Source organism: Sphingomonas sp., assembly GCF_050725575.1.
GTDB lineage: Bacteria > Pseudomonadota > Alphaproteobacteria > Sphingomonadales > Sphingomonadaceae > Sphingomonas.
Genome location: NZ_JBOHHW010000013.1, coordinates 41,438 through 63,356 on the forward strand (window position 1 = coordinate 41,438; position 21,919 = coordinate 63,356).

A 21,919-nucleotide genomic window follows, 5' to 3' on the forward strand; every position below is an offset into this window, starting at 1 on the left:
TGCGGCGCTATGAGACGGGCGCTGCCTCGTACATCGTGATCGCTTCGCTCTCGGCCGCCAGCGTGCGTACCGCGGCGATGAAGTCGACCGATCCGGGCTGCACGAAATGGGTCTTCAGCGCTACCATGTCGCGCCAGCGTTCGTAGAAGAACAGCCGCAGCGGATTTTCGCAATCGACCTGCACTGAATGACTGATGCACCCGTCCTCGGTGCGCGAGCGATGGACATGATCGAGGCTCGCCTGGCGCAGGGCGTCGAAGCTGTCGGGATGAGCGGTGACGCTGCCGGTGACGATGATCATGCTTTTCCTCCTGCCGCCTTGCGCCAGCCATCGTTGCTGCGATGGCTGGCCAATCCGATCGCCTGAAACGGATCGATATCATCGCCACCCTGCACGCCAAGCAGCCTGAGCGCGTCGTTTATCGGCCCACTCGTCTTGTCATGGGTCGGACCAAAGAGGATCTCTCCCTGGTCCGCGACCAGTGCGGCTTGTCCGCCGCCGCCGCCAAAATACTCGGTTTGCACATAGGCGATGCGGCCATCGACCGAAAGTGACTGAACCATCGGGAAGAATGCCGCATCCAGCGCCTGATAGTCGTCGCCGATCAGCACAGGCCTGCTCTCGCCCGCGAGCCTGATAATGTCCCTTGTGTCGATCGGCAGGAAAGCAAGATCTTCTGGCAGAGTCGTCGGGGACAATAGATCGAGTGACGCCGCAATGCGGGTGAGCAAGGCTGATTGCGCGATGAGTCCTGAAATATAGTGCATGACTCAGGCCTTCCCGATCGTCTCGTTCGGGATCAGCGCGATCGCCGATAAATGCCCGTGAAAGACACGTTCATGCCACCGCATTGCAGATTGTCGGTCACGACCAGATAGGGGCCGACCAGCCTGAGCCAGGCTGTGCATCCCTCCGCGCCATCGGAAATGGAGAGGCGGTCGCCGACCGGCACCGCGTCGCCGCTCAACTCGCCCATATTGATCCCGCCTCGCGCGACACGATCGGGATCATGCGTGCCCCAGCTTGCCGTGCCGTCGATGCTCAGGCGGCCGGGACCCTTGGCGGGCTTGATATCGATCGATGCCTCGTCACGCTGCCAATTGCCCTGCCAGGTGGCGGCGGGGGCAGGCGACGCGGTGCGCGTGATCGCGGTGGATGGCAGCCATCCCTGGGTCAATGTGCCGTTCGCACTGACATAATCGACCGACACGAATGCGCCCGCCACCTCGTCGATCAGCACCGGATCGCCGGCCACGAGATAGGCGGCGCGCCGGCACCGCGCGCTATTCGCCGGACATCCCGGCCGGTCCTTGCCATGAAGGAGATAGGTTTTCGCACCCGCACCGACCTTGGCCAGCGACAGCTTCGACATGGCGGCGGCATCCGCCGCATAGTCGGCCTGGGCCGTGGCAATCGAGCCGATGGCCAGCAACGGCAGCGCGAGCCACCAGCGCGCAACGCTCATGCCGCACCTTCCAGCGCCTTGGCCCGGCGCCGCTGCACCGAACTGCCGATGCCCAGCGCCTCGCGATATTTGGCGACCGTGCGCCGCGCGATATCGAAGCCCTTGGCGTTGAGCAGCTCGACCAATGTGTCATCGGACAGGATCTTGTTGCCCTCCGCGCCGATCAGCGCGCGGATCGCGCTCTTGACCGCCTGGGCCGAAACCGCGTCGCCTCCGTCGGACGACTGGATCGCCGAGGTGAAGAAATATTTGAGCTCATACAGGCCGCGCGCGCAGCTCATATATTTGTTGCTCGTCACCCGGCTGACGGTCGATTCATGCATTTCGATCGCATCGGCGACTTGGCGCAGGGTCATCGGCTTCAGATGCGCGACGCCGTGCAGGAAGAAGGCTTCCTGTTGCTTGACGATCTCGGTCGCCACCTTGACGATGGTGCGCTGGCGCTGGTCAAGCGCCTTGACCAGCCAGTTGGCGCTGGCCAGCATGTCGCTGAGCCAGGCCTTGGACGCCTTGTCCTGATGCCCGCCCGACAGCTCGACATAATAGCTGCGATTGACCAGCAGGCGCGGCAGAGTCGCGGCGTTGATCTCGATCCCCCAGCCATCCTTGCGCCGCGCGACGAAGATGTCGGGCGTCACCGCCTGGGCCGGTTCGCCGCCGAAGCGGCAGCCGGGTTTCGGATCATAGCCGCGCAGCTCGCGGATCATGTCCGCCATGTCCTCGTCGTCGACGCCGCACATCCGCTTCAGCCGCGCGAGATCGCCGCGTGCGAGCAAGTCGAGATTGTCGATCAGCCGCGCCATGCAGGGATCGTAACGGTCCGCTTCCTTTGCCTGCAGGGCGAGGCATTCGGCCAGGTCACGCGCGCCGACCCCGGTCGGATCGAAGGTCTGGATCGTCATCAGCACCGCCTCGACCCGCGCCAGTGCGACGCCCAGGCGGTTGGCGATTTCGAGCAGCGGCACGGTCAGGTAACCGCACTCGTCGATCTGGTCGATCAGATGCGCGGCGATGAACATGTCGGGGCCGCTCACCACCGGCCCGGCCTGGGCGAGGAGATGATCGGCCAGGCTCAGGCCGGTATCGGCGAAGCTGTCGAAATCGGGACCATCCTCGCTTCCGCCGCCGGCGCTTCCGCCGGTCAGCCCGAGCGCGCCGTCCATGCCGGCACCGCCCGCCTGATCGGAGACGCTGTCATGGTGGAAGCTTTCGGCGGTGAAATCGACGTCCAGCGAGGCTTCACCAGTCGTATCGCCACCCATCAGCAATTCGTCGGCGCTGGCCGGTTCGTCGCGGGGGGCGGCGAATTCATCCAGCGGGGCGTCGCGTTCCTGTGCCGGGCCGTCATCGTCCGCTGCGCCACTCTCAAGCAGCGGGTTCTTCTCGATCTCCTCGGCGATGAAACCCTCGACCTCGAGATTCGACAGCGCAAGCAGGCGGATCGCCTGCTGCAGCTGCGGCGTCATCACCAGCGATTGCGACTGGCGCAGATCGAGGCGGGGGGCGAGACTCATGGGATGAGCGCTACCACCGTTCGCCCCGAGCCTGTCGAAGGGCGCCTGCCCAGAACGCAGCGCTCGCTAGCGGAGAACGGTGCTTCGACAGGCTCAGCACGAACGGTGTTCCCGGTACCTGTCATGGCCCTAGAGCGAGAAACCCTCGCCCAGATACAGGCGCCGCACATTCGCATCGGCAACCAGTTCGGCGGGCGAGCCGGTGAACAGCACGCGGCCGTCATAGATGATGTAGGCGCGGTCGACGATGTCGAGCGTCTCGCGAACATTGTGATCAGTGATCAGAACGCCGATGCCGCGTTCCTTCAACTGGCACACCAGGTCGCGGATATCGGCGATCGAGATCGGATCGATCCCCGCAAAGGGCTCGTCGAGCAGCATGATCGAGGGGTCGGCGGCCAGCGCGCGTGCGATCTCGGCGCGGCGTCGCTCACCGCCGGACAGCGCCATTGCCGGCGCGTCGCGCAGCCGCTTCAGGCCGAAATCGTCAAGCAGCTTCTCCAGCCGCTCGGCGCGTGCCGCCTTGTCGGGTTCAGCCAGTTCGAGCACGGTCAGGATGTTCTTTTCGACCGACAGGCCGCGAAAGATCGAGGTTTCCTGCGGCAGATAACCGAGGCCGAGGATCGCGCGGCGATACATTGGCAGGCCGGTAATATCGTCGCCGTCGAGCATGATGCGGCCCGAATCGGGTTTCACCAGCCCCATCACCGAATAGAAACAGGTCGTCTTGCCAGCACCATTCGGCCCGAGCAGCCCGATCACCTCACCGCGGCCGACCGTGACCGAGACGTCGGACAGTACCACGCGCTTGTCGTATGACTTGGCGATCGACACCACGGACAGGCCAGTCATCGCGGGCGCTTCGTGGATCGGCGAGATCGTCTCGAGGGTTGCGGTATCGGTCATCGGCGCGTCCGTGCTCGCATCAAAGGGTTAGCAAAACCTTGCCAAATCGAGACTTGGCAAGCTTCGTGCATGACTCCTTTGCAGCAGGCTGGCGATTTAGGGAAGAGCGGCGCGGCGAAACGCCGTAAAAACACGCGACGGTGATTTGGTTAGAGACGGTTCCGGCCAGTGTTGGGATGCCATCGGGTGCAGGATGCCCCCAGCATCCTGCAGATCATGCCGGGGGCATGATCGACCCGAGGGCAGACAACACTGGCCGGAACCGTCTGATCACACCAAACTCAGTTCCGCTTCGGTACGGAGAACCGGCCGGTCACACGTCCGCCCGGTGCCGTGGTCGTGCTGCCATCGGGGCCGGGGCGTGACCCGCCGACCGATGATCCGTCGATCACCGCGCGGCCGGTATCGAGATTGATCGTCAGCCGCCCGCCATTGACGGTGTTGCCGGCCTGCACCAGCGTGACCGCGCCGAGCATGGTGATGACGCGGCGGTTGAGGTCATAGATCGCGAACTGCCCGCGCGCACTCTGGTCCGGGCGAGTCACCACCACATTACCCGACGCATCGAGCCGCGATACCTGCGGGCTGCCGTCGATTACCTGCCCGGTATAGGACACCGTCATGCGCGCCGAATTGAGCGTCATCTCGGCCTGCTTGACCGACACGCTGCCCGACAGGATCGCGCGGTTGGCCTTGTCCTGCAATTCGATATGGTCGGCCCCGAAATCGATCGGCGCGTTCGAATTGTGACGCGTTTGCGCATCCGCTGCCGTAGCGGCAAGCGCGAGTGCCGGCGCCATTACGGCCAAGAGGCGAGCGGACGTGATCATGAGCGCCTATTTGTTCTTTCCAGGCACGATCCGCAAGCGCGCGTTGCCGTCGAGCGTCACGACATGCGTTTCGAGATCGGCCTTCATGCCATTGGCGCTGAACGTGCCTTGCGGCACTGTGCCGGTTACCGCGCTGCCGCTCTGCAGCTTGCGCGTCTTCAGATCGACGACCGCATCGTTGGTATTGAGCTTGTAGCCGTTCGCCGCCTTGAACTCGATCGGGCCGTCGACCGCGACCTGTTCGGTATTCATGTTGTAATGGCCCTTGTCGGCCACCAGGGTCGCGGGGCCATCGGGCAGGCTGATTGCCGCTGTCAGGACGTTGAGCTGAACGATCGGCTCGCGCGAACTTTGCTGCACGGCGGAACCGGCGGTCAACGCAAAGGGCTGACCCTTGCCATCCTCGCCGCGGTATAGCGCCTTCTGGATGCGCAATCGCTCCTTGGCGACCTCCACCTTGTTCTTGTCGAGCAAGAAGCTGACATCGCCAGTGGTCGTCAGCGGCGCCATGACCAGAAAGCCGGCCAGCACGCCGATTCCTACCGGCAGAATGATCTTCGATGCCGCGACGACACGGTCATGGCTGCTGCCGGGCGCCGCCCAGACCTGCCGTTCCGATCGGACGCGGACCGCGACCTCAGACATGGTTGTTTCCTTCGGAAAGGCGGCACCGTGAACGCGGAGCGTCAAACATGAGCGAAGATATCGATTTCGGGCCAGCCGGCGAGGTCGAGCTCGGCGCGCGCCGGCAGGAAGTCGAAGCAGGACTGGGCAAGGTGCATGCGGCCTTCGCGCACCAGCCGCGTATTCAGTTCCTCGCGCATCGCATGCAGGAAACGCACATCGGACGCGGCATAATCCTTTTGCGCGTCGCTCAGCACCGGGCCGCCCCAGTCGGACGATTGCTGCTGTTTGGAGATGTCCTGGCCAAGCAGTTCGCGCACCAGCTCCTTCAGGCCGTGCCGGTCGGTATAGGTGCGCACCAGCCGCGAGGCTATCTTGGTGCAATAGACCGGCGCTGCGGTCACTTTCAGATAATGGCTGATCGCGGCGAGATCGAAGCGCGCGAAATGATAGAGCTTCACGCGTTCCGGATCGGCAAGCAGCGCGCGCAGATTGGGCGCGGCGTAGTCGCTGCCGGGGGCGAAGCGCACGAGATGCTCGTCGGGGCCGCCATCGGACAATTGCACCACGCACAACCGGTCGCGCGGCGTGATCAGGCCCATCGTCTCGGTATCGACGGCGATGTCGGCGCCGGGCGCGAACAGGCCGGAGGGAATGTCTTCTTCGTGGAAATATACGGTCATGCGAATCGCCTAGCGGCGATTGCCCCATCGCTCAATGGGTCGCTCAATGGCCCGGCGCCGTCGATGTGCCGGCCGTGGCGCGTTTTTCGCGGCGGCGGCGCGCCAGGATATTGAGCGTTTCGACCCCGGCGGAAAAGGCCATTGCGGTGTAGATATAGCCCTTGGGAACATGCACGCCAAAGCCTTCGGCGATCAGCACCGCGCCGATCATCAGCAGGAAGCCGAGCGCGAGCATCACCACGGTCGGGTTGCGGGCGATGAAATTGGCCAGCGGGGTGGCGGCGAACATCATCACACCGACCGCGACGATCACTGCCACCACCATCACCGGCAGATGATCGGTCATGCCGATCGCGGTGAGGATCGAATCGATTGAAAAGACCAGGTCGAGCGCAAGTATCTGCGCGATCGCCGATCCGAAGCTCAGCGCGACCTTGCCCTTCTTGTCGAGCTGTTCGCCTGTCGCCTCGGGATCGACGCTGTGATGGATTTCCTTGGTCGCCTTCCACAGCAGGAAGATGCCGCCGGCGATCAGGATCAGGTCGCGCCATGAAAAGGCGGTCTCGAAGCTCGGCTCGCCATGTGCGCCGGGCGGCCCGGTCAGCCCCAGGTCGACGACCGTCTGGGTCAATCCGGCAATCCACGCGATCATCGACAGCAGCACGAGGCGCAGGCCAAGCGCCAGCCCGATGCCGAGCCGCCGTGCCCTGGCCTGCTGATGTTCGGGCAGCTTGTTCGACAGGATCGAAATGAAGATCAGATTGTCGATGCCGAGCACGACCTCCAGCACGATCAGCGTGGCGAGGGCCGCCCATACGGCCGGATCGGACAGGAGTTGCATGATCGGCATGGTCCTGCTGTGCCGTTTCAGCCACATATGCGCAAGCAGACGGTGCCTACCGTGCCGTAATTCCGACGAATTCATTCGCAGCACGGGTCTTTTTAGGCTAGACCGACTCGGTGGCACGATTGGTTTGGTGTCCGAAGACCTGCGCTTTTCGTCCGGCGTTCGGTTCTTGATAGGCGATTTGGGCGGACCGGGAAGACGAACAGGGCATGAGTTTCGATAAAGGACGCCGCGGGGATCGCGGTGGGCGTGGCCGCGACAAGCGTGATGGTTTCGGCGGCGACGATTTCGGTGGCGGCAGCAGCTTTGGCGGTGGTGACCGCTTCGGCGGTGGCGGCGACCGCTTTGGCGGCGGCGGTGGCGATCGCTTCGGTGGTGGCGGCGGTGGCGGCGGCGGTGGTTTCCGCAGCGGCGGCGGTGGCGGCTTCGGCGGTGGTGCCGGCGGCGGCGCGGGCCGCGGCATGCCTCCCCAGGTCGTTGGCGAAGGCACGGGCGTCGTCAAATTCTTCAATGGTCAAAAGGGCTTCGGCTTCGTCGTTCGCGATGATGGCGGCGAGGATGTGTTCGTGCACATCAGCGCAGTCGAGCAGGCTGGCCTGACCGGTCTGGCCGAGGGGCAGCCGCTCGGCTTCACCTTGGTCGATCGCGGCGGCCGCATCTCGGCGACCGATCTCAAGATTGAGGGCGAACCGCTCCCCGTCACCGACCGCGGCCCGCCGCGCGATCGTGACGCGGCTCCGGGCGGTGCACCGCGCGGTGGCGCCGGTGGCCCGCAGCGCGAGCTGACCGGAGAGAAGGCGACCGGCACGGTCAAGTTCTTCAACGCGATGAAGGGCTTCGGCTTCATTCAGCGCGACGACGGACAGCCCGATGCGTTCGTGCACATCTCTGCGGTCGAACGCGGCGGCATGACCAGCCTCAACGAAGGCGACCGGCTTGAATTCGAGCTCGAGGTCGATCGTCGCGGCAAGTACGCAGCGGTGAATCTCACCTCGATCGCGTAAAGCGGCTCGAAGCGACAAGAGAAACGACCCGGCGGACCATCTGGTCCGCCGGGTTTTTCTTTGCGCGGGCAAAACTTTACTCGGGCGGTGACGCGAAGGCGTAACGATAGAATGGGCGGCAAAGGAGCCCGCCATGCGTTCGATCTTCGCCCTTTCTGCCTTTGCCGCGCTTGCCGTCGCTGCTCCCGTGACCGCGGCGACGGCGCCACATCTGACCATCACCAGCTTCGAGCAACTCGCCCGGCCCTTGCCGCTGCCCTATGACGAGCAGGCCGATGCGACCCGGCAAGTCGCCGCTGCCAAGGTCCGGGCGAAGGCGAACCGGAAGCTGCTGCTGATCGACCTGGGCGGCAATTGGTGCCTCGACTGCCGCATCCTCGCCGGGGTCATGGACACGCCGCAGCTCAGGAGCTTCATCGATCGCCATTATGTGGTGGTCACGGTCGATGTCGGCCGGTTCGACAAGAATCTCGCCATCCCGGCGCATTACGGCCTGAAGGACCGGCTCGCCGGCGTGCCCAGCCTGCTGATCGTCGATCCGCGCACCGACCGTCTGCGCAATGCCGGCAAGACCGCGGCGCTGGCGGATGCGCGCAGCATGACGCCGCAAGGGCTGGCCGACTGGCTGGCCAACTGGACGAAATAGGCTTCCAAGGATCCATACTCAAAGACCGCAACGGCCGTGACGGAGCGGCTTTTGGCGCACGGCTAGGAGCAAGGAGGGAGAGATGGCTATTCCATCGTGACCGACGCGCGACACCGTTGTGCGTCAAAAGCCGCCCGCCGCGAAGCGGTCGCCCGGAACAGGCCGCTGGGCAGCGTCGCTTGCTTGCGCGTAGCTCAAGCTACGCGTCTGCGCTGCGCTCCTCGCCAGCGGCATGTTCCGGGCGATCACGACCATTGCGGTCTTTGAGTATGGATCCTAGCCGGCGAGGATCAGTGCCGCGCCGGCCAATATGCCCAGCACGCCGATCACCCGGCCGCGGCTGACCGGCTCGCGCAGGACCAGGATCGAGATCACCAGGGCGGTCACCATGCCGGTCTCGCGTAGCGCCGCGAGCGGCGCGGTCGGGCCCAGCGCGAGCGCGTAGAGCGCCATGCCGTAAGTCAGGATCCAGAGCACGCCCGCGATCACGCCCGGCCGCCATTGCCGCCGTGCCGCTGCGAAGATCGCGCCGCGCGTGACTATGCCGAACATCACCACCACCACCGCGCCCATCTGCACGAACACCCAGACAATATAGCTGGCCGGCGAGGGCGCGGCGCGCACGCCCAGCGCATCGACCACGGTATAGCCGGCGATGAACAGCCCGGTGAGCAGCGACCAGCCCAGTGCCTGGCGGCCAATATGCTTGCCGGCGATCATCACGAACATGGCGATCCCGATCACCGCCGTCCCGGCAATCTGGGCAATCGTCGCATGTTCGCCGAGCACGCCGATGGTGACGCCAGCCGTGATCAGCGGCGCGCTGCCGCGTAGCACCGGATAGACCGCCGACAGATCGCCGATCGCATAGGCGCGGACGAGAGAGTAGAGATAGAAAGCATGGATCACCGCGCTTGCCGCGAGCCAGTGCCACGCACCATGCGGCAGCGGCACGAACAGGATCGCGGGCAGCAGCACCAGCGCACTGGTCCCATCGGTCACCGCGCGGCCCGAGGCCTTGTCCTTGCCGCCCTTGACGATCGCATTGACCACGGCATGGAGCGACCCGGAGACGATCATCAGAATCGAGGCGAGAGCGAGAGGTGGCATCAGCCGGCGGTGGCGTCATGCCGCGCCGAGCGCAAGCCGATTGCTGCGGTCAGACGATCAGCCGCTTCAACCCCGCCACCGTATCCGCCTCGGCCGCCGGCTTGTCAGTGCGGATTCGCGAGATGCGCGGAAAGCGCATCGCGACTCCCGATTTGTGCCGTTTCGATTCGTGGATCGAATCGAACGCGATCTCCAGCACCAGGCTCTTTTCCACTTCACGCACCGGGCCGAAGCGGTTGAGCGTATGGCCGCGCACGAACTTGTCGAGCATCTTCAACTCCTCGTCGGTGATGCCCGAATAGGCCTTGCCGACCGGCAGCAACTCGCCCTCCTCGGTCCAGCAGCCAAAGGTATAGTCGCTGTAGAAGGATGATCGCCGCCCCGATCCGCGCTGCGCGTACATCATCACGCAATCGGCGGTCAGCGGATCGCGCTTCCATTTATACCACAGCCCGACGCGTCGCCCGGTGACGTACGGCGAATCGCGCCGCTTGAGCATCACCCCTTCGATCGCCGCGTCGCGTGCGCCGGCGCGAATACCCTCCAGCGCGGTGAAATCCTCCGCCGCAATCAACTGGCTGACATCGAAACGCTCGGGATCGAGGGCTTTCGCGAAACGCTCGAGGCGCGCGCGCCGCTCGGTCCAGGGCCGCTCGCGCAGATCCGCCTCTCCGTCGAACAATATGTCGTAGAGGCGGACGAACGCCGGATAGTCGGTGAGCATCTTGGCGGAGACGATTTTGCGCCCGAGCCGTTGCTGCAGCGCGTTGAAGCTCGCGGCACCGCCGCCGTCCTCCAGTGCGCCACCCTGCGCATCGCCTTTCACCATCAATTCGCCATCGACCACGCCGATCCCGGTGAAGTCGTGCGCCACGTCGGGGAAGCTCGCGGTAATGTCGTCGCCTGCGCGGCTGTAGAGCCGCGTCGCGCCCGCGACATGGACGATCTGCACGCGAATGCCGTCCCATTTCCACTCGGCGGCATAATCGTCGAGGCTGACGCGCAAATCCTCAAGCGGATGCGCCAGCATGAAGGGACGGAACACCGGCACATCGGCGGCGGTCGGCTGAACGCCGCGTCCCTCGGCCCAGTCGAACAGCGATGCATAGGGCGGGGCAATGCCGTGCCACACTTCCTCGACCGCCTCGACATCGATGCCGAACGCGGTCGCCAGCGCGGTCTTGGCCAGCCGTGCCGACACGCCGATGCGCAGCGCGCCAGTCGCCATCTTGAGCAGGGCGAAGCGTTCCTCGGCATCGAGCCGATCGAGCATCCCGGCGAGCGCGGCCGGCGCATCCGACCGCGACAGCGAATTGAGCGTGTCGACCGCCTGGGAAATGGTCAGCGGACCGCTTTCTCCGGGCGGCACTGGCGGCGTCGGCCAGAGCAGGGCGACTGTCTCCGCACTGTCGCCGACATAATCGCGGCTCATGCGATAGAGCACTGGGTCGACCCGCGCTTCGATCAGGCCGCGGATCACCGCCGGCTTGACCGCTGGCAAGTCGAGATCGCCGGTCAGCGCCGCCATTGCCCAGCCGCGATCGGGGTCGGGCGTTGCGATCAGATAATCGCCGATCAGCTTCAGCTTCGCGTTGCGCGATCGGGTATAGATCAGCGAATCGAGAAGATCGGCGAAAGCACGCATGACAAGACAACGCATGGCGCATCGCGGATGCTCCCGCTAGTCAGGGCCGATGCGTCGAATATGCCTGTTTCTTGCCGGCCTGGTCCTGCTTTTGCTGGCCATTGCCTTGTATGGCTTCGTGGACGCGCGGCGCGACCCGCTGGTCCGATATGCCGCGGTGCCGCTCAACGACTGGCCGGGCGGGGCCAGGCCGGTCCGCGCACTGCTGATCAGCGATATTCATTTCGGCAATGCGACGATGGGATCGTCGCGACTGGCGCGAATCGTCGACCAGGCGATGGCGCTGAAGCCCGATCTGATCCTGCTGGCGGGCGATTATGTCGCCGGGCACGATGCGGAGACCGCGCACCAGGCAGCCGCGCCGCTCGCCGCCGAACTGGCACGGCTACACGCGCCGCTTGGCGTCGTCGCGGTACTCGGCAATCACGATCACTGGACCGATGCCGTTACCGTGCAACGCGCCCTGACCGCCGCCAGTATCAGCGTCGTGTCGAATGGCGCGATCCGGCGCGGCCCGCTGGTGATTGGCGGCGTGGACGATCAGTTTTCCGGGCATGACGATATTCCGGCGACTCTTGCCGCCATGGACAAGCTGTCGGGCGCGAAGATCATCCTGGCCCACACCCCGGATGTCGCGCGGGCGCTGCGGAGATTGACCGAGGCCGATACCCTGACCGCCCCCCGGATCGTTTCCCGGGTCGCTCCTCAGATCGTCTTTGCGGGACACACGCATTGCGGGCAGATCGTCCTGCCCTGGCTCGGCCCGATCAAGACGGTGATCGATTCGCGCGAGAAATATCTCTGCGGCCCGTCATGGCGCGGCACGGATCGCATACTCGTGACCGGCGGTGTCGGCACCAGCGTCCTGCCGATGCGGATCGGGGCCCCGCCGGACATGTGGCTGGTGACGCTGGGCCCGCGTGATGCGGTCCCAGCGCCCCGGTCATAGTCTAGAGTTTGATTTAGCAAGCCGGCACTGGCCGGTGCCGTCCTCCAGCGTAGCTGGATCAAACTCTAGTCGAGCGCGTTCTTGACGCCCTTGCCGGCGGCAAGGCCCATCAACAACAGTACCACGAATACCGCAATCGCGACGAAGAACAGGATCTTCGCAATACCGATAAACGTGCCGCCCAAGCCGCCAAAGCCGAGCAGCGCGAGGACAAGCCCGATGACGAGGAAAGTGATGGCCCAACGGATCATGTGACGTCTCCTATTGTCTGGAGGCGAAACGACCCGCTGGGCCACGTGGTTCCCGTTTTTTTTGTCTGTAAGACGGTGCCGGCCCACTCCCCCACCCGGCCACCCATTCGGTATATTCTGTGGGTGGCCGGGTGGGGAGTGGCTGGTGCCGACTTACAACCCTACGCGTTCCGACTTGCCTCGAACAGGAACCAGGCGCGCTCCTCGGCCTGATCGGTCCAGTCGTCGAGGATACCGCTGGTGGCATTGTCCTTCGCCGCATCGACGATATCCTTCGCCTCGCGCAGTGCCTCGACCAGCTTCAGATTGTCCTCGCGCAGCTCGGTCAGCATGTCGGCCGCGGCGACGAACGCCTCGTCATTGTCCTTGATCGTCTGGTGGCGCGCAATGTCACCGATCGAGCGCAGCGTGGTGTTGCCGGTCTTGCGCACGCGCTCGGCGATTGCATCGGTGGTACCGAGAATCTGCGTTGCCTGGTCGTCGAGCATCAAATGATAATCGCGGAAATGCGGGCCCGACACGTGCCAGTGGAAATTCTTGGTCTTCAGATATAGCGCGAAGCTGTCGGCAAGGATGGCATTCAGCGCCTCGGCGACCGACTTCGCGGCATTGGTCTTGATGTCGGTGGGGGTCTTCAGCGGTGCGGGGGGCGTTGCCATGCTCATATCCTTTGTTTCGGTCGGGTCGTTGCGCCAACGATTCGATAGCCGAAACGCTCCCTGCCGGCACGATGAAGTTCACCGATCACAGCAATCGAGCGATCAGATCAGCCGGATCGCCCCCAGGCCGAGGATCGCACCGGTGATCAGGAACAACACGCCGGCCGCGAGGCGAACGGCGGTCAGCGGGAGCTTCTTGCGTGCCGCTTCGCCCGCCATGATCGCGGGGATGTTGATCACCAGCGCGCCGATCGTCGCGCCGACCGCGGCAAGGATCGGCGACGGGCTGCGCGCCGAGATGGCAAGGGTGATGAACTGAGTGCGGTCGCCGGCGGCGAGGATCGCGACGCCCAGCAGGCTGGTCATGAAGGCGCCGATTCGCCAGCCCGACAGCCGGTCGGGCGGCTTGATCGGAAACAGGGCCGATCCACCGGCCGAGAGCAGGGCGAGCGCGAGGAACAGGTCGCGGGCATTGGGCGGCATATGCGGCCCGATCAGCATCCCGCCGATCGCGGCGACGCCATTGCCCACCGCCAGCGCGATGGCGGTGGCGAGAATGATTGTGCCCGGTTTGGCGAATCGGGTGGAGAGGATCGCGGTCAACCACGGTGTCCGGTCGCTCGCCTGCGCCAGCAGCGCCGCGACGAAAGCGGCCATCAGCGCATCCATCGCGGCGGCTCAGCCGGTCAGGCGAACGGAACAGGCGGCGGCATAGGTCGAACAGGCGCACCGTCAGTTTCCTCACTGTCCACCGCATCGCTGAGAATCGCCAGCCAGTCATGGATCAATGGCCCGCGCTCGCCGCGCGCCAGTGCCGATTCGAGCGCCTGGGCGACGGTGACCGCCGGGTGCATGCCGCTGCGATAGGCGATCGAGCGGATCGCATCGATCTCGTGCGCCAGATCGGCCGGCTCGCAGCCCGGTATGCGCGCGCCGATCAGGCCGATTCGCGCCGCCAGCTCTGCCTTTATCGGGTCGTACGCCGGATATCCGTGTGCCATGGTCTTGCTCCCTGCTTCGGAACAGACCTGCGCCACTTATGGTAAACAGAGCGTTAAACAGGCTGCGGACTTGACATTCGCGCGAGGCTCGGCCAATCGCCCCCGTCTGTGAGCGGCGGCGCGTCCGCCGCTTTTGCATTTTTATCGTACAGGAATCGGGCTCATGGCCAAGCCGACAACCGTCAAGATCAAGCTGCTCAGCTCGGCTGACACGGGTTTCTTCTATGTCACCAAGAAGAATCCGCGTACCAAGACCGAGAAGCTCAGCTTCAAAAAGTACGATCCCGTCGTGCGCAAGCATGTCGAGTTCAAGGAAACCAAGATCAAGTGACATGCGCTGCGGTCTAGCCGCGGCAATGTCATATCTCCCGGCATCGACCGGGTCCGGAGCCGCAGGGGTGACCCCGCGGCTCTTGTCGTGTTCGCGGCTGGTGAGCGCGCACTACGTTACGCCTCCATTCCTCGGCGATTGCTCTTTATCTCCTTTACTTCCCTAGCCTTAGCCGGGGAAGTAAACGATACATGTTCGCACAGGATATCCGCTGAATGAGGCCGGCTGGAGGCCAGACGGGATCGCCGGCGTGGCTCCTGTCGCCCAAACGCTACTCACGTCACAGCAGCGCAGTGACCTCGTCGATGAAGCGCGCCAGCGAAATCGGCTTCGACACATAGGCATCGGCACCGACCGCGCGAATCCGCTCCTCGTCCTCGCGACCGGCATAGGCGGTCACGGCCATGATCGGGATCGTCTTCAGCGCCTCATCGGCTTTCAGCTGGCCGATCAGCTCATAGCCGCTGACATGCGGCAATTGAATGTCCATCACGATCAGGTCGGGGGCGAATTCATGCGCCCGGGCGACCGCTTCACGGCCGTCATGCACGCCTTCGGTGACGAACTCATGCGCGCGGAGCAGGTCGCAGAACAGCTTGAGATTGAGTTCATTGTCCTCGACAACGAGCACCCTTTTTGCCACGCGACGCCCATCCTTCCATTCTCCTCCCACTGATAGGCAATGCGCGTGCCCGAGACAAATGAAGACGCCGAGGAACTGGCCTTGCGCGCGCTGGTATGGACGCTGGCCGAGCCGGAGCGAGCGATTCGCCTGCTTGACGTGACCGGATTGCAGCCCGCCGACTTGCGCGCGCGGGCCAGCGAACCCGCCGTCCTGGCCGCGGCACTCGGCTTTCTCGAAAATCACGAACCCGATCTGCTGGCCTGTGCCGACGGGCTGGGCGTCCCGCCCGCCGCTCTGGTCCAGGCGCGCGCGAGGCTTGAGGCATGAGGCCGCTGCTGATCTGCGATTGCGATGAAGTGCTGCTGCACATGGTGCGTCACTTCGGCGTGTGGCTGGGCGAGACGCACGATATCGACTTCACGCCCAATGGGGGTGATTTCTCTACCTCGATGACGCGCCGCGACGGCAGTCCGGCCCCGGCGCGCGAGGAAATGTGGACAATGCTCAACCAGTTCTTCCCCGCCGAGATGGACCGCCAGACGCTTGTGCCACATGCCCGCGAAGCCCTGGCGGCACTATCGGGGAGCGCCGACATCGTCATCCTGACCAATTTGCAGGATCAGTGCCGCCAGCCGCGCATCGAGCAGCTGGCGCGCTTCGGGATCGATCACCGGGTCGAATGCAACCAGGGCGGCAAGGGCGGCCCGGTCGCGCAGCTGGTTGCCGAACATGGTAACCCGGTCACCGTGTTCGTCGACGATCTCGCCGTCCATCATGACTCGGTCGCGCGCCATGCGCCGCAAGTCCATCGCCTCCATATGATCTCCGAACCGGCGCTGGCGCCCAATGTGCCCAAGGCGCCCGCCGCGCATGCGCGGATCGACGACTGGATTGAGGCGGAGGCGTGGATCGCCGCGCGCTTTGCCGCAGGTCAGCCGGCGGCATGAGGGACGGTTTCGCGTTCTCGACCCGCCTCAAGATCCGCTATGCCGAGATTGACGGGCAAAGGATCGTCTTCAACTCGCGCTATCTCGAATATGCCGATGTCGCGGTGACCGAGTTCTGGGACTGGACCGGCATCGATGCTCTGCCCGAATGGCACAGCGCCGAGTTCAACGTGCGCCATACCGAAATCGATTATCTGAAGCCGTTCCGCTGGGGCGACGAGATGGAGATATTCGTGCGGCTCGACCGGCTTGGCGGCACCAGCCTGACCAAGAAGTTCGATCTGTGTCACGCGGTGACGGGCGAGCTGCACTGTGCGATCCTGATGGTCAGCGTGAATGTCGACCTGGAACAGGGACGCTCGGTGCCATTTTCGCCGGAGATCCGCGCTTTCCTGGAAAAACTCGCTGCTGTTTGAAAATGCGCTTTCAGCGCATTTTCAAACAAGATTCTACTCCGCCGCCTGCGCCTCGGAGTCGCCGGTCACGACATCCTCGGGCAATGCCCAGAGCAGGTCCTGCTTGGTCAGCACACGCCCATCCCAGGCGCGCACCTCGATTGGCGCGATCGGGCGCATGTCGCGCTCATCGACCAGCACAGGCGTTGCCGGCATGCCGGTTTCCCAGCGTTCGCCCCATTGCCTCAGCGCAATCATCGTCGGCAGCAGCGCCGACCCCTTGTCGGTCAATCGATACTCGATCTTGCGGCGATCCTCGGGTAGGGCGTCGCGCTTCAGGATGCCGTGCTCGACGAGTCGCGCCAGCCTGTTGGCGAGGATATTGCGGGCGATACCCAGCTCAGACTGGAATTCCTCGAAATGATACAGGCCGTTAAAGGCCGCGCGCAGGATGAGGAACGACCAGCGTTCGCCCATCGCTTCGAGTGCGGCGGGAAGGCTGCATTCGGCGAGATCGCGAAGTGGTTCACGCAGTTTTTGCTTCATGATCGGCCAGCCTAACTCATTTTCCCTACCATGCGAACGAATTATCCATGGGAATGGATTATCCGTTTTCAGTTGCAACCAGAAACTTAATCTACTAAGTGGCGATTAGCAACCTAGTTGCTGCTTCATCCCCGGAGGAAAAAATGTCCCGCTTTGTTTCGCTTGCCATCGCTCTTGCGTCCACCACGCTGCTTCTGCCCGCGACGGCGGCCAGCGCGCAGGGCGCCGGCTATTACAATGCGACGCCGGTGACGGCACCTGCCAAGCCCAACGTCATCACCAACGGCATGATGTGGAAGTGCGGCGAGACGACCTGCACGGCTCCCAAGGGTTCGGCACGCGACAGCATCGTGTGCGAACTGGTCGTCAAGCGCGTCGGTGCGCTCACCACCTTTACTGCCAATGGCGCGGCATTCGACGCCGATGCGTTGGCTAAATGCAACTCCCGCGCCAAATAATCAGCGGCGAGCCTAGAATTTGTTGCAAAGCAGCAGCACCCGGCCCCATCTTGGTCGGGTGCTGCGGCAATATGAACTCATCGATCGCGTCCTGAACTACGATCCCGATGCCGATGAGGCATTGCTCAACCGCGCCTATGTGTTTTCGGTCAATGCGCACGGCACGCAGAAGCGGGCCTCGGGCGACCCCTATTTCAGCCATCCGATCGAGGTGGCGGGCATCCTGACCGAACTCCATCTCGATGATGAGACGATCGCCACGGCGATCCTGCATGACACGGTCGAGGATACCGTCGCGACGATCGAGGAGATCACCAAGATCTTCGGCCCCTCGGTCGCGCGGCTGGTCGACGGCGTCACCAAGCTGTCCAAGATCGAGGCGCAGACCGAGAATGAGCGCGCGGCGGAGAATCTGCGCAAATTCCTGCTCGCCATGTCGGACGATATCCGCGTGCTGCTGGTCAAGCTTGCCGACCGGCTGCACAATATGCGCACGCTCCATCACATCGCCAATCCGGACAAGCGCCGCCGGATCGCGAAGGAGACGATGGATATCTATGCCCCGCTCGCCGAGCGGATCGGCATGTATGAATTCATGAAGGAGATGCAGACGCTCGCCTTCGCCCAGCTCGAACCCGAAGCCTATGAATCGATCGACCGCCGCCTGTCGCAATTGAAGGAAGGTGGTGGGGACCGCATCGCCAAGATCGGCTCGGGGCTGAAGCTGCTGCTGTCGCGCCACGGGGTCGAGGCCGATGTCTCGGGGCGCGAAAAGCATCCCTATTCGATCTGGAAGAAGATGGCCGAGCGGCACATCAGCTTCGAACAGCTGTCTGACATCATGGCGTTCCGCGCGATCGTGCCGAGCGTGGAGGCCTGTTACGAGGCGCTCGGTGTGATCCATCGCCGCTGGCAAATGGTGCCGGGGCGCTTCAAGGATTATATCTCGACCCCGAAGCGCAACGGCTATCGCTCGCTCCACACCTCGGTGATCCATGCCGACAATACCCGGGTCGAGATCCAGATCCGCACTGAGGAAATGCATGAAGAGGCCGAACTCGGCCTCGCCGCGCACTGGGCATACAAGCAGGACAAGGTGAAGCCGGAGACCCAGGTCAGCTGGATCCGCGACCTGATCGAAATCCTCGACACCGCCGAATCTCCCGAGGAGCTGCTCGAACATACCCGCATGGCGATGTATCAGGATCGCATCTTCGCCTTCACGCCAAAGGGCGAACTGCATCAGCTGCCCAAGGGCGCGACGCCGATCGATTTTGCCTATGCGGTGCACACCGATCTCGGCGACCAGGCGGTCGGTGCGAAGATCAATGGCCGCGTCGTGCCGCTGCGCACCCAGATCGAGAATGGCGACCAGGTCCAGATCCTCCGCTCCAAGGCGCAGGAGCCGCAGGCCAACTGGATGAATTTCGCCATCACCGGCAAGGCGCGCGCCGCGATCCGACGCCATCTGCGCCACAAGGAGCGCGAGGAAACCCAGGCGCTTGGCCACAAGATTTATGACGAGATCGTCCAGCGCTTGCCGGCACAGATTGCCGGCGATGCGCTGGCGGCGGCGCTCAAGCGGCTGAAGCTTGCCGACAATGCTGCCTTGATGGAGGCGATCGCGCGCCGTCGTATCACCGATGCCGAAGTGATGGAGGCGCTGATGCCCGGGTCGGCGGGCGCGGATTCGATGCGTGAGCTGCCGCCGCAATCAAGCGCGATCTCTATCCGCGGCCTGACGCCGGGTGTCGCGTTCGACCTAGCCGAATGCTGCCATCCGGTGCCCGGCGACCGCATCGTCGGCTTGCGCCGCCCCGACAAGGGGATCGAGGTCCATGCGATCGATTGCGAGAATCTGGTCTCGGGCGACGATGCCGACTGGGTCGATCTCGCCTGGGGCGACAAGACCGAAGGGGCGACCGGGCGCATCCTGGTCGAGGTCAAGAACGAGCCCGGCGCGCTCGGCACGATCGCGACGATCATCGGCGCGCAGAAAGCCAATATCGTCAATCTGCGGCTCGATAATCGCGATACCGGCTTCCACACCAACACGATCGATGTCGAAGTGCATGACGTCCAGCACCTGATGCGCGTGATCGCGGCACTGCGCGCCGCCGACGCGGTCAGCGCGGTCGAGCGGGTCTAGATTTCACTCCGATTCAATATCGACCTGGCTCATGGCAGCATCGCATCAGTCGGATCGCTATGCGGTTCCGGCGCGCTCTTTCTCATGACGAACTACGACCCGCCGGGCTCTCCCTGTTTCCGGGCCTAACAGGGAGCATCCACTCCCTGTTATCGCGCCTGATCTCCCTGTTATTCAAATAACAGGGAGATCGTGTGCAAGCCTCTGAAAACAAACCTTGATTCTAGGGGCGGTGGAACAATTAACAGGGAGAATAGCGCCAGAAAAAATCCTGGCGCGAAAAACAGGGAGTATCAGGGAGAACAGGGAGTTCGCGCTAGCGCTCTTCTTCAACCGCGCGCCGGCCCTTGAAGCCCTGCGCCACGACATACCATTCGGACGATCCCTTGCGGCTGGCCGGCGGCTTGGCGTGCTTCACGGTGGCGAAATTGCGCTTCATCTCGGCAACCAGAGCCGCATCGGCACCGCCGGCGAACACCTTGCCGATGAACACGCCGCCAGGTTCCAGTGTCTCGATCGCAAAGGCGAGGCCCGCCTCGACCAGCGCCATGGTGCGCAGCGCATCGGTCTGCGGATGGCCGACGGTGTTTGCCGCCATGTCGGACAGCACCAGGTCGGGCGCGCCGCCCAACTCCTCGATCAGCCGTGTCGGGGCGGCATCGGCCATGAAGTCCATCTGCAGGATCACGACATTGTCGATTGGATCGACCGGCAACAGGTCGATGCCGACGATCGCCGCCTTGGGATTCTGCCGCCCGACCACCTGGCTCCAGCCGCCCGGGGCGATGCCGAGATCGACGACGCGCTTCTTGCCCTTCACAAAGCCGAATCGCTCGTCGAGCTCGATCAGCTTGTACGCCGCGCGGCTGCGATAGCCATCGGCCTTGGCGCGTTTGACATAGGGGTCGTTGAGCTGCCGCTCGAGCCAGCGCGTCGATTGCGGCGTGCGCTTGCGCGCGGTCTTGACCCGGACGCGCAGGCCGCCCCCATCCTTGCTCATAAGGCGCCCTTGCTCACAATTTGTCTCCGCGCATCAGCCGGCGCAAAATGCCCTCGCGAATGCCGCGATCGGCCACGCCGAGCCGCTCGGCCGGCCATAGATCCATGATCGTCTCGAGGATCGCGCATCCCGCCACGACCAGATCGGCGCGCTCAGTGCCGATGCAGGGCAGGGTGGCGCGCTCGCTCAGATCCATCCGCGACAGGTCGGCGCTGATCTTGCGCATCGATGCCGCCGGCACGATCAGCCCGTCGACCTGCGAGCGATCGTAATGCGATAGGCCGAGATGCACGCTGGCCAGCGTGGTCACCGTGCCGGATGTGCCGAGCAGCCGCGGCCGGTCGATTCCGCGCGGCAGGCGGCTGGCGAATCCGGCAAAGCTCTCCGCGACCAGGCTGCGCATCCGGTTGTAAAGCGCGAGCCGCCCCTCCGCGCCCTCGGCATTCCCGGCATGTTCGGTCAGCGACACCACGCCCCAGGGGGCACTGTGCCAGTCGAGCACGGTCGGCACGGTCGGCCGCGTGTCGACCAGCACCAGCTCGGTCGACCCGCCGCCGATATCGAAGATCAGCGCAGGGTCGTCGCCCGGTTCGATCAGGACATGGCAACCGAGCACGGCGAGCCGCGCTTCTTCTTCGGCCGAGATGATGTCGAGATGGATGCCGGTTTCGGCATAGGCGCGGGCGATGAAGGCCGGGCCATTCTCGGCACGGCGGCACGCTTCGGTCGCGACCGATCGCGCCAAAGTGACGTTGCGGCGCTTCAGCTTGTCGGCGCAGACCTTCAGCGCCGACAAGGTGCGGTCGATCGCCGCGTCGCTCAGCCGCCCGGTCGCGGCGAGGCCTTCGCCGAGACGCACGATGCGCGAAAAGGCATCGACCACCGCAAAGCCGTCGCCCTGCGGTCGTGCGATCAGCAGGCGGCAATTATTGGTGCCGAGATCCAGCGCGGCATAATGCCGCGCCTCCGGCCAGCGCGCACGCGGCGCGGCCTGACCCTTGCCAGGGGCCGGCGCCGGACGGGCAGGATTCCCCTGCCGGTACGGCATTTTGGGCGACTGATCCCCCATGCCGTTCACACTCACCATTCTGTTCTGCCCGTCGCGGGCGCAAGATGCTCCCGTTCGGTGGTTGACGGTGATGCTAGCGCAGCATGACGGTAGCGGCAAGCGACCGGCTGGCTCATGGGTTGGGGCGGGTGGCCAGTGTCGGTTGACACTGCCCGACCTGCCGCCTATCTCGCGGCCCGCTGTTGCCCCGTCGTCTAAAGGTAAGACTACGGACTCTGACTCCGTTAATTGAGGTTCGAATCCTCACGGGGCATCCAGCTTTTC

28 protein-coding genes and 1 tRNA gene are annotated in these 21,919 nt (G+C 64.3%); 10 read left to right on the top strand and 19 right to left on the bottom strand.

From position 1 onward, the window contains the following. Positions 1 to 7 precede the first annotated feature (7 nt). The 9 genes from ACRECS_RS11115 to ACRECS_RS11155 form a co-directional block, all read right to left on the bottom strand. On the bottom strand, positions 8 to 301 hold the full coding sequence (locus tag ACRECS_RS11115; protein ID WP_431583028.1) for a putative quinol monooxygenase: 294 nt from the start codon (positions 299 to 301) through the stop codon (positions 8 to 10). Continuing rightward, entirely contained in the window at positions 298 to 768 is a 471-nt protein-coding gene (locus ACRECS_RS11120) for a hypothetical protein (RefSeq protein WP_431583029.1), read from the bottom strand. The genes ACRECS_RS11115 and ACRECS_RS11120 overlap by 4 nt, the downstream gene beginning before the upstream one ends. Positions 769 to 800: 32 nt before the next feature. After that, positions 801 to 1,466 (bottom strand): hypothetical protein, encoded by a 666-nt coding sequence (locus tag ACRECS_RS11125; protein WP_431583030.1) that lies wholly within the window; start codon positions 1,464 to 1,466, stop codon positions 801 to 803. Beyond that, positions 1,463 to 2,980 (bottom strand): RNA polymerase factor sigma-54, encoded by a 1,518-nt coding sequence (gene rpoN, locus ACRECS_RS11130; RefSeq protein WP_431583031.1) that lies wholly within the window; start codon positions 2,978 to 2,980, stop codon positions 1,463 to 1,465. Before rpoN ends, ACRECS_RS11125 begins: the two co-directional genes overlap by 4 nt. Before the next feature lie 129 nt (positions 2,981 to 3,109). Continuing rightward, on the bottom strand, positions 3,110 to 3,886 hold the full coding sequence (lptB, locus tag ACRECS_RS11135; protein ID WP_431583032.1) for an LPS export ABC transporter ATP-binding protein: 777 nt from the start codon (positions 3,884 to 3,886) through the stop codon (positions 3,110 to 3,112). 281 nt (positions 3,887 to 4,167) lie between these two features. After that, positions 4,168 to 4,686 (bottom strand): LptA/OstA family protein, encoded by a 519-nt coding sequence (locus tag ACRECS_RS11140; protein ID WP_431583114.1) that lies wholly within the window; start codon positions 4,684 to 4,686, stop codon positions 4,168 to 4,170. Positions 4,687 to 4,722: 36 nt separating this feature from the next. Further along, positions 4,723 to 5,361 (bottom strand): LPS export ABC transporter periplasmic protein LptC, encoded by a 639-nt coding sequence (gene lptC / locus ACRECS_RS11145; RefSeq protein WP_431583033.1) that lies wholly within the window; start codon positions 5,359 to 5,361, stop codon positions 4,723 to 4,725. A 41-nt stretch (positions 5,362 to 5,402) separates the two neighbouring features. Continuing rightward, positions 5,403 to 6,023 carry a ribonuclease D gene (locus ACRECS_RS11150; protein WP_431583034.1) on the bottom strand — a complete coding sequence of 207 codons (621 nt, stop codon included), beginning with the start codon at positions 6,021 to 6,023 and terminating at the stop codon, positions 5,403 to 5,405. A 43-nt stretch (positions 6,024 to 6,066) separates the two neighbouring features. Beyond that, positions 6,067 to 6,873: a TerC family protein gene (locus ACRECS_RS11155; RefSeq protein WP_431583035.1), complete on the bottom strand. Its 807-nt coding sequence runs from the start codon at positions 6,871 to 6,873 to the stop codon at positions 6,067 to 6,069. A gap of 206 nt (positions 6,874 to 7,079) precedes the next feature. Here ACRECS_RS11155 and ACRECS_RS11160 point away from each other — a divergent pair, with 206 nt between their 5' ends. Both ACRECS_RS11160 and ACRECS_RS11165 read left to right on the top strand, forming a co-directional pair. Then, the gene (locus tag ACRECS_RS11160; protein ID WP_431583036.1) at positions 7,080 to 7,874 is read left to right on the top strand and encodes a cold-shock protein; all 795 of its coding nucleotides are present in this window, start codon (positions 7,080 to 7,082) and stop codon (positions 7,872 to 7,874) included. Between the two features lie 133 nt (positions 7,875 to 8,007). Further along, the gene (locus ACRECS_RS11165) at positions 8,008 to 8,520 is read left to right on the top strand and encodes a thioredoxin family protein (RefSeq protein WP_431583037.1); all 513 of its coding nucleotides are present in this window, start codon (positions 8,008 to 8,010) and stop codon (positions 8,518 to 8,520) included. Positions 8,521 to 8,796: 276 nt separating this feature from the next. On the opposite strand, the gene ACRECS_RS11170 is transcribed toward ACRECS_RS11165, so the two are convergent. Together ACRECS_RS11170 and ACRECS_RS11175 are read right to left on the bottom strand one after the other, a co-directional pair. Further along, a complete protein-coding gene (locus ACRECS_RS11170; protein WP_431583038.1) occupies positions 8,797 to 9,630 on the bottom strand; it encodes an EamA family transporter in 834 nt (277 codons plus the stop codon). A 49-nt stretch (positions 9,631 to 9,679) separates the two neighbouring features. Beyond that, positions 9,680 to 11,275, bottom strand: a complete 1,596-nt coding sequence (locus ACRECS_RS11175) for a cisplatin damage response ATP-dependent DNA ligase (RefSeq protein WP_431583039.1) — start codon at positions 11,273 to 11,275, stop codon at positions 9,680 to 9,682. Between the two features lie 49 nt (positions 11,276 to 11,324). Between ACRECS_RS11175 and ACRECS_RS11180 the strand changes: the two genes are divergently transcribed. Continuing rightward, positions 11,325 to 12,224: a metallophosphoesterase gene (locus ACRECS_RS11180; RefSeq protein WP_431583040.1), complete on the top strand. Its 900-nt coding sequence runs from the start codon at positions 11,325 to 11,327 to the stop codon at positions 12,222 to 12,224. A 65-nt stretch (positions 12,225 to 12,289) separates the two neighbouring features. On the opposite strand, the gene ACRECS_RS11185 is transcribed toward ACRECS_RS11180, so the two are convergent. The 4 genes from ACRECS_RS11185 to ACRECS_RS11200 form a co-directional block, all read right to left on the bottom strand. Further along, a complete protein-coding gene (locus ACRECS_RS11185) occupies positions 12,290 to 12,475 on the bottom strand; it encodes a DUF1328 domain-containing protein (protein WP_034157851.1) in 186 nt (61 codons plus the stop codon). Between the two features lie 161 nt (positions 12,476 to 12,636). Continuing rightward, positions 12,637 to 13,134 carry a Dps family protein gene (locus ACRECS_RS11190; protein ID WP_431583041.1) on the bottom strand — a complete coding sequence of 166 codons (498 nt, stop codon included), beginning with the start codon at positions 13,132 to 13,134 and terminating at the stop codon, positions 12,637 to 12,639. Positions 13,135 to 13,236: 102 nt separating this feature from the next. Next, positions 13,237 to 13,791 carry a TMEM165/GDT1 family protein gene (locus ACRECS_RS11195; RefSeq protein WP_431583042.1) on the bottom strand — a complete coding sequence of 185 codons (555 nt, stop codon included), beginning with the start codon at positions 13,789 to 13,791 and terminating at the stop codon, positions 13,237 to 13,239. A 29-nt stretch (positions 13,792 to 13,820) separates the two neighbouring features. Continuing rightward, complete coding sequence (locus ACRECS_RS11200) at positions 13,821 to 14,135, bottom strand: hypothetical protein (RefSeq protein ID WP_431583043.1); 315 nt, start codon at positions 14,133 to 14,135, stop codon at positions 13,821 to 13,823. 163 nt (positions 14,136 to 14,298) lie between these two features. Between ACRECS_RS11200 and rpmG the strand changes: the two genes are divergently transcribed. Next, positions 14,299 to 14,466 carry a 50S ribosomal protein L33 gene (gene rpmG / locus ACRECS_RS11205; RefSeq protein WP_034157855.1) on the top strand — a complete coding sequence of 56 codons (168 nt, stop codon included), beginning with the start codon at positions 14,299 to 14,301 and terminating at the stop codon, positions 14,464 to 14,466. A gap of 280 nt (positions 14,467 to 14,746) precedes the next feature. Here rpmG and ACRECS_RS11210 read toward each other — a convergent pair whose 3' ends face one another. Then, on the bottom strand, positions 14,747 to 15,109 hold the full coding sequence (locus ACRECS_RS11210; RefSeq protein ID WP_431583044.1) for a response regulator: 363 nt from the start codon (positions 15,107 to 15,109) through the stop codon (positions 14,747 to 14,749). Between the two features lie 39 nt (positions 15,110 to 15,148). On the opposite strand from ACRECS_RS11210, the gene ACRECS_RS11215 reads away from it, so the two are divergent. Genes ACRECS_RS11215 through ACRECS_RS11225 form a run of 3 tightly spaced genes read left to right on the top strand, consistent with a single transcriptional unit; the run spans position 15,149 to position 16,454 of the window. Beyond that, positions 15,149 to 15,418 carry a DUF3572 domain-containing protein gene (locus ACRECS_RS11215; protein ID WP_431583045.1) on the top strand — a complete coding sequence of 90 codons (270 nt, stop codon included), beginning with the start codon at positions 15,149 to 15,151 and terminating at the stop codon, positions 15,416 to 15,418. Continuing rightward, positions 15,415 to 16,038: an HAD family hydrolase gene (locus ACRECS_RS11220; protein ID WP_431583046.1), complete on the top strand. Its 624-nt coding sequence runs from the start codon at positions 15,415 to 15,417 to the stop codon at positions 16,036 to 16,038. The genes ACRECS_RS11215 and ACRECS_RS11220 overlap by 4 nt, the downstream gene beginning before the upstream one ends. Beyond that, positions 16,035 to 16,454, top strand: coding sequence for an acyl-CoA thioesterase (locus ACRECS_RS11225; RefSeq protein WP_431583047.1), 420 nt, complete (start codon positions 16,035 to 16,037; stop codon positions 16,452 to 16,454). Before ACRECS_RS11220 ends, ACRECS_RS11225 begins: the two co-directional genes overlap by 4 nt. 33 nt (positions 16,455 to 16,487) lie before the next feature. Here the strand turns inward: ACRECS_RS11225 and ACRECS_RS11230 are convergent, their stop codons facing one another. Next, complete coding sequence (locus tag ACRECS_RS11230) at positions 16,488 to 16,979, bottom strand: winged helix-turn-helix transcriptional regulator (protein WP_431583048.1); 492 nt, start codon at positions 16,977 to 16,979, stop codon at positions 16,488 to 16,490. A gap of 143 nt (positions 16,980 to 17,122) precedes the next feature. On the opposite strand from ACRECS_RS11230, the gene ACRECS_RS11235 reads away from it, so the two are divergent. Both ACRECS_RS11235 and ACRECS_RS11240 read left to right on the top strand, forming a co-directional pair. After that, entirely contained in the window at positions 17,123 to 17,437 is a 315-nt protein-coding gene (locus ACRECS_RS11235) for a CC_3452 family protein (RefSeq protein WP_431583049.1), read from the top strand. Positions 17,438 to 17,495: 58 nt separating this feature from the next. Then, positions 17,496 to 19,586, top strand: a complete 2,091-nt coding sequence (locus ACRECS_RS11240) for a RelA/SpoT family protein (RefSeq protein WP_431583115.1) — start codon at positions 17,496 to 17,498, stop codon at positions 19,584 to 19,586. A 316-nt stretch (positions 19,587 to 19,902) separates the two neighbouring features. On the opposite strand, the gene ACRECS_RS11245 is transcribed toward ACRECS_RS11240, so the two are convergent. Both ACRECS_RS11245 and ACRECS_RS11250 read right to left on the bottom strand, forming a co-directional pair. Then, complete coding sequence (locus ACRECS_RS11245; RefSeq protein WP_431583050.1) at positions 19,903 to 20,586, bottom strand: RlmE family RNA methyltransferase; 684 nt, start codon at positions 20,584 to 20,586, stop codon at positions 19,903 to 19,905. A 13-nt stretch (positions 20,587 to 20,599) separates the two neighbouring features. Further along, entirely contained in the window at positions 20,600 to 21,634 is a 1,035-nt protein-coding gene (locus tag ACRECS_RS11250) for a Ppx/GppA phosphatase family protein (RefSeq protein ID WP_431583116.1), read from the bottom strand. 204 nt (positions 21,635 to 21,838) lie between these two features. Here ACRECS_RS11250 and ACRECS_RS11255 point away from each other — a divergent pair. After that, positions 21,839 to 21,912 (top strand) — tRNA-Gln (locus tag ACRECS_RS11255). The last annotated feature ends 7 nt before the right edge of the window (positions 21,913 to 21,919 follow it).

What these genes read in the sequence shown, in the direction of transcription:
- ACRECS_RS11170 (WP_431583038.1), bottom strand. Translation starts at nt 9,630, where the DNA reads ATGCCACCTCTCGCTCTCGCCTCGATTCTGATGATCGTCTCCGGGTCG.
- ACRECS_RS11185 (WP_034157851.1), bottom strand. Translation starts at nt 12,475, where the DNA reads ATGATCCGTTGGGCCATCACTTTCCTCGTCATCGGGCTTGTCCTCGCG.
- ACRECS_RS11155 (WP_431583035.1), bottom strand. Translation starts at nt 6,873, where the DNA reads ATGCCGATCATGCAACTCCTGTCCGATCCGGCCGTATGGGCGGCCCTC.
- ACRECS_RS11215 (WP_431583045.1), top strand. Translation starts at nt 15,149, where the DNA reads ATGCGCGTGCCCGAGACAAATGAAGACGCCGAGGAACTGGCCTTGCGC.
- ACRECS_RS11140 (WP_431583114.1), bottom strand. Translation starts at nt 4,686, where the DNA reads ATGGCGCCGGCACTCGCGCTTGCCGCTACGGCAGCGGATGCGCAAACG.
- lptC (WP_431583033.1), bottom strand. Translation starts at nt 5,361, where the DNA reads ATGTCTGAGGTCGCGGTCCGCGTCCGATCGGAACGGCAGGTCTGGGCG.
- ACRECS_RS11150 (WP_431583034.1), bottom strand. Translation starts at nt 6,023, where the DNA reads ATGACCGTATATTTCCACGAAGAAGACATTCCCTCCGGCCTGTTCGCG.
- ACRECS_RS11175 (WP_431583039.1), bottom strand. Translation starts at nt 11,275, where the DNA reads ATGCGTGCTTTCGCCGATCTTCTCGATTCGCTGATCTATACCCGATCG.
- lptB (WP_431583032.1), bottom strand. Translation starts at nt 3,886, where the DNA reads ATGACCGATACCGCAACCCTCGAGACGATCTCGCCGATCCACGAAGCG.
- ACRECS_RS11235 (WP_431583049.1), top strand. Translation starts at nt 17,123, where the DNA reads ATGTCCCGCTTTGTTTCGCTTGCCATCGCTCTTGCGTCCACCACGCTG.
- ACRECS_RS11230 (WP_431583048.1), bottom strand. Translation starts at nt 16,979, where the DNA reads ATGAAGCAAAAACTGCGTGAACCACTTCGCGATCTCGCCGAATGCAGC.
- ACRECS_RS11115 (WP_431583028.1), bottom strand. Translation starts at nt 301, where the DNA reads ATGATCATCGTCACCGGCAGCGTCACCGCTCATCCCGACAGCTTCGAC.
- ACRECS_RS11125 (WP_431583030.1), bottom strand. Translation starts at nt 1,466, where the DNA reads ATGAGCGTTGCGCGCTGGTGGCTCGCGCTGCCGTTGCTGGCCATCGGC.
- ACRECS_RS11160 (WP_431583036.1), top strand. Translation starts at nt 7,080, where the DNA reads ATGAGTTTCGATAAAGGACGCCGCGGGGATCGCGGTGGGCGTGGCCGC.
- ACRECS_RS11190 (WP_431583041.1), bottom strand. Translation starts at nt 13,134, where the DNA reads ATGGCAACGCCCCCCGCACCGCTGAAGACCCCCACCGACATCAAGACC.
- ACRECS_RS11120 (WP_431583029.1), bottom strand. Translation starts at nt 768, where the DNA reads ATGCACTATATTTCAGGACTCATCGCGCAATCAGCCTTGCTCACCCGC.
- rpmG (WP_034157855.1), top strand. Translation starts at nt 14,299, where the DNA reads ATGGCCAAGCCGACAACCGTCAAGATCAAGCTGCTCAGCTCGGCTGAC.
- ACRECS_RS11250 (WP_431583116.1), bottom strand. Translation starts at nt 21,634, where the DNA reads ATGCCGTACCGGCAGGGGAATCCTGCCCGTCCGGCGCCGGCCCCTGGC.
- ACRECS_RS11225 (WP_431583047.1), top strand. Translation starts at nt 16,035, where the DNA reads ATGAGGGACGGTTTCGCGTTCTCGACCCGCCTCAAGATCCGCTATGCC.
- ACRECS_RS11165 (WP_431583037.1), top strand. Translation starts at nt 8,008, where the DNA reads ATGCGTTCGATCTTCGCCCTTTCTGCCTTTGCCGCGCTTGCCGTCGCT.
- ACRECS_RS11200 (WP_431583043.1), bottom strand. Translation starts at nt 14,135, where the DNA reads ATGGCACACGGATATCCGGCGTACGACCCGATAAAGGCAGAGCTGGCG.
- ACRECS_RS11220 (WP_431583046.1), top strand. Translation starts at nt 15,415, where the DNA reads ATGAGGCCGCTGCTGATCTGCGATTGCGATGAAGTGCTGCTGCACATG.
- ACRECS_RS11180 (WP_431583040.1), top strand. Translation starts at nt 11,325, where the DNA reads ATGCGTCGAATATGCCTGTTTCTTGCCGGCCTGGTCCTGCTTTTGCTG.
- ACRECS_RS11195 (WP_431583042.1), bottom strand. Translation starts at nt 13,791, where the DNA reads ATGGCCGCTTTCGTCGCGGCGCTGCTGGCGCAGGCGAGCGACCGGACA.
- ACRECS_RS11245 (WP_431583050.1), bottom strand. Translation starts at nt 20,586, where the DNA reads ATGAGCAAGGATGGGGGCGGCCTGCGCGTCCGGGTCAAGACCGCGCGC.
- rpoN (WP_431583031.1), bottom strand. Translation starts at nt 2,980, where the DNA reads ATGAGTCTCGCCCCCCGCCTCGATCTGCGCCAGTCGCAATCGCTGGTG.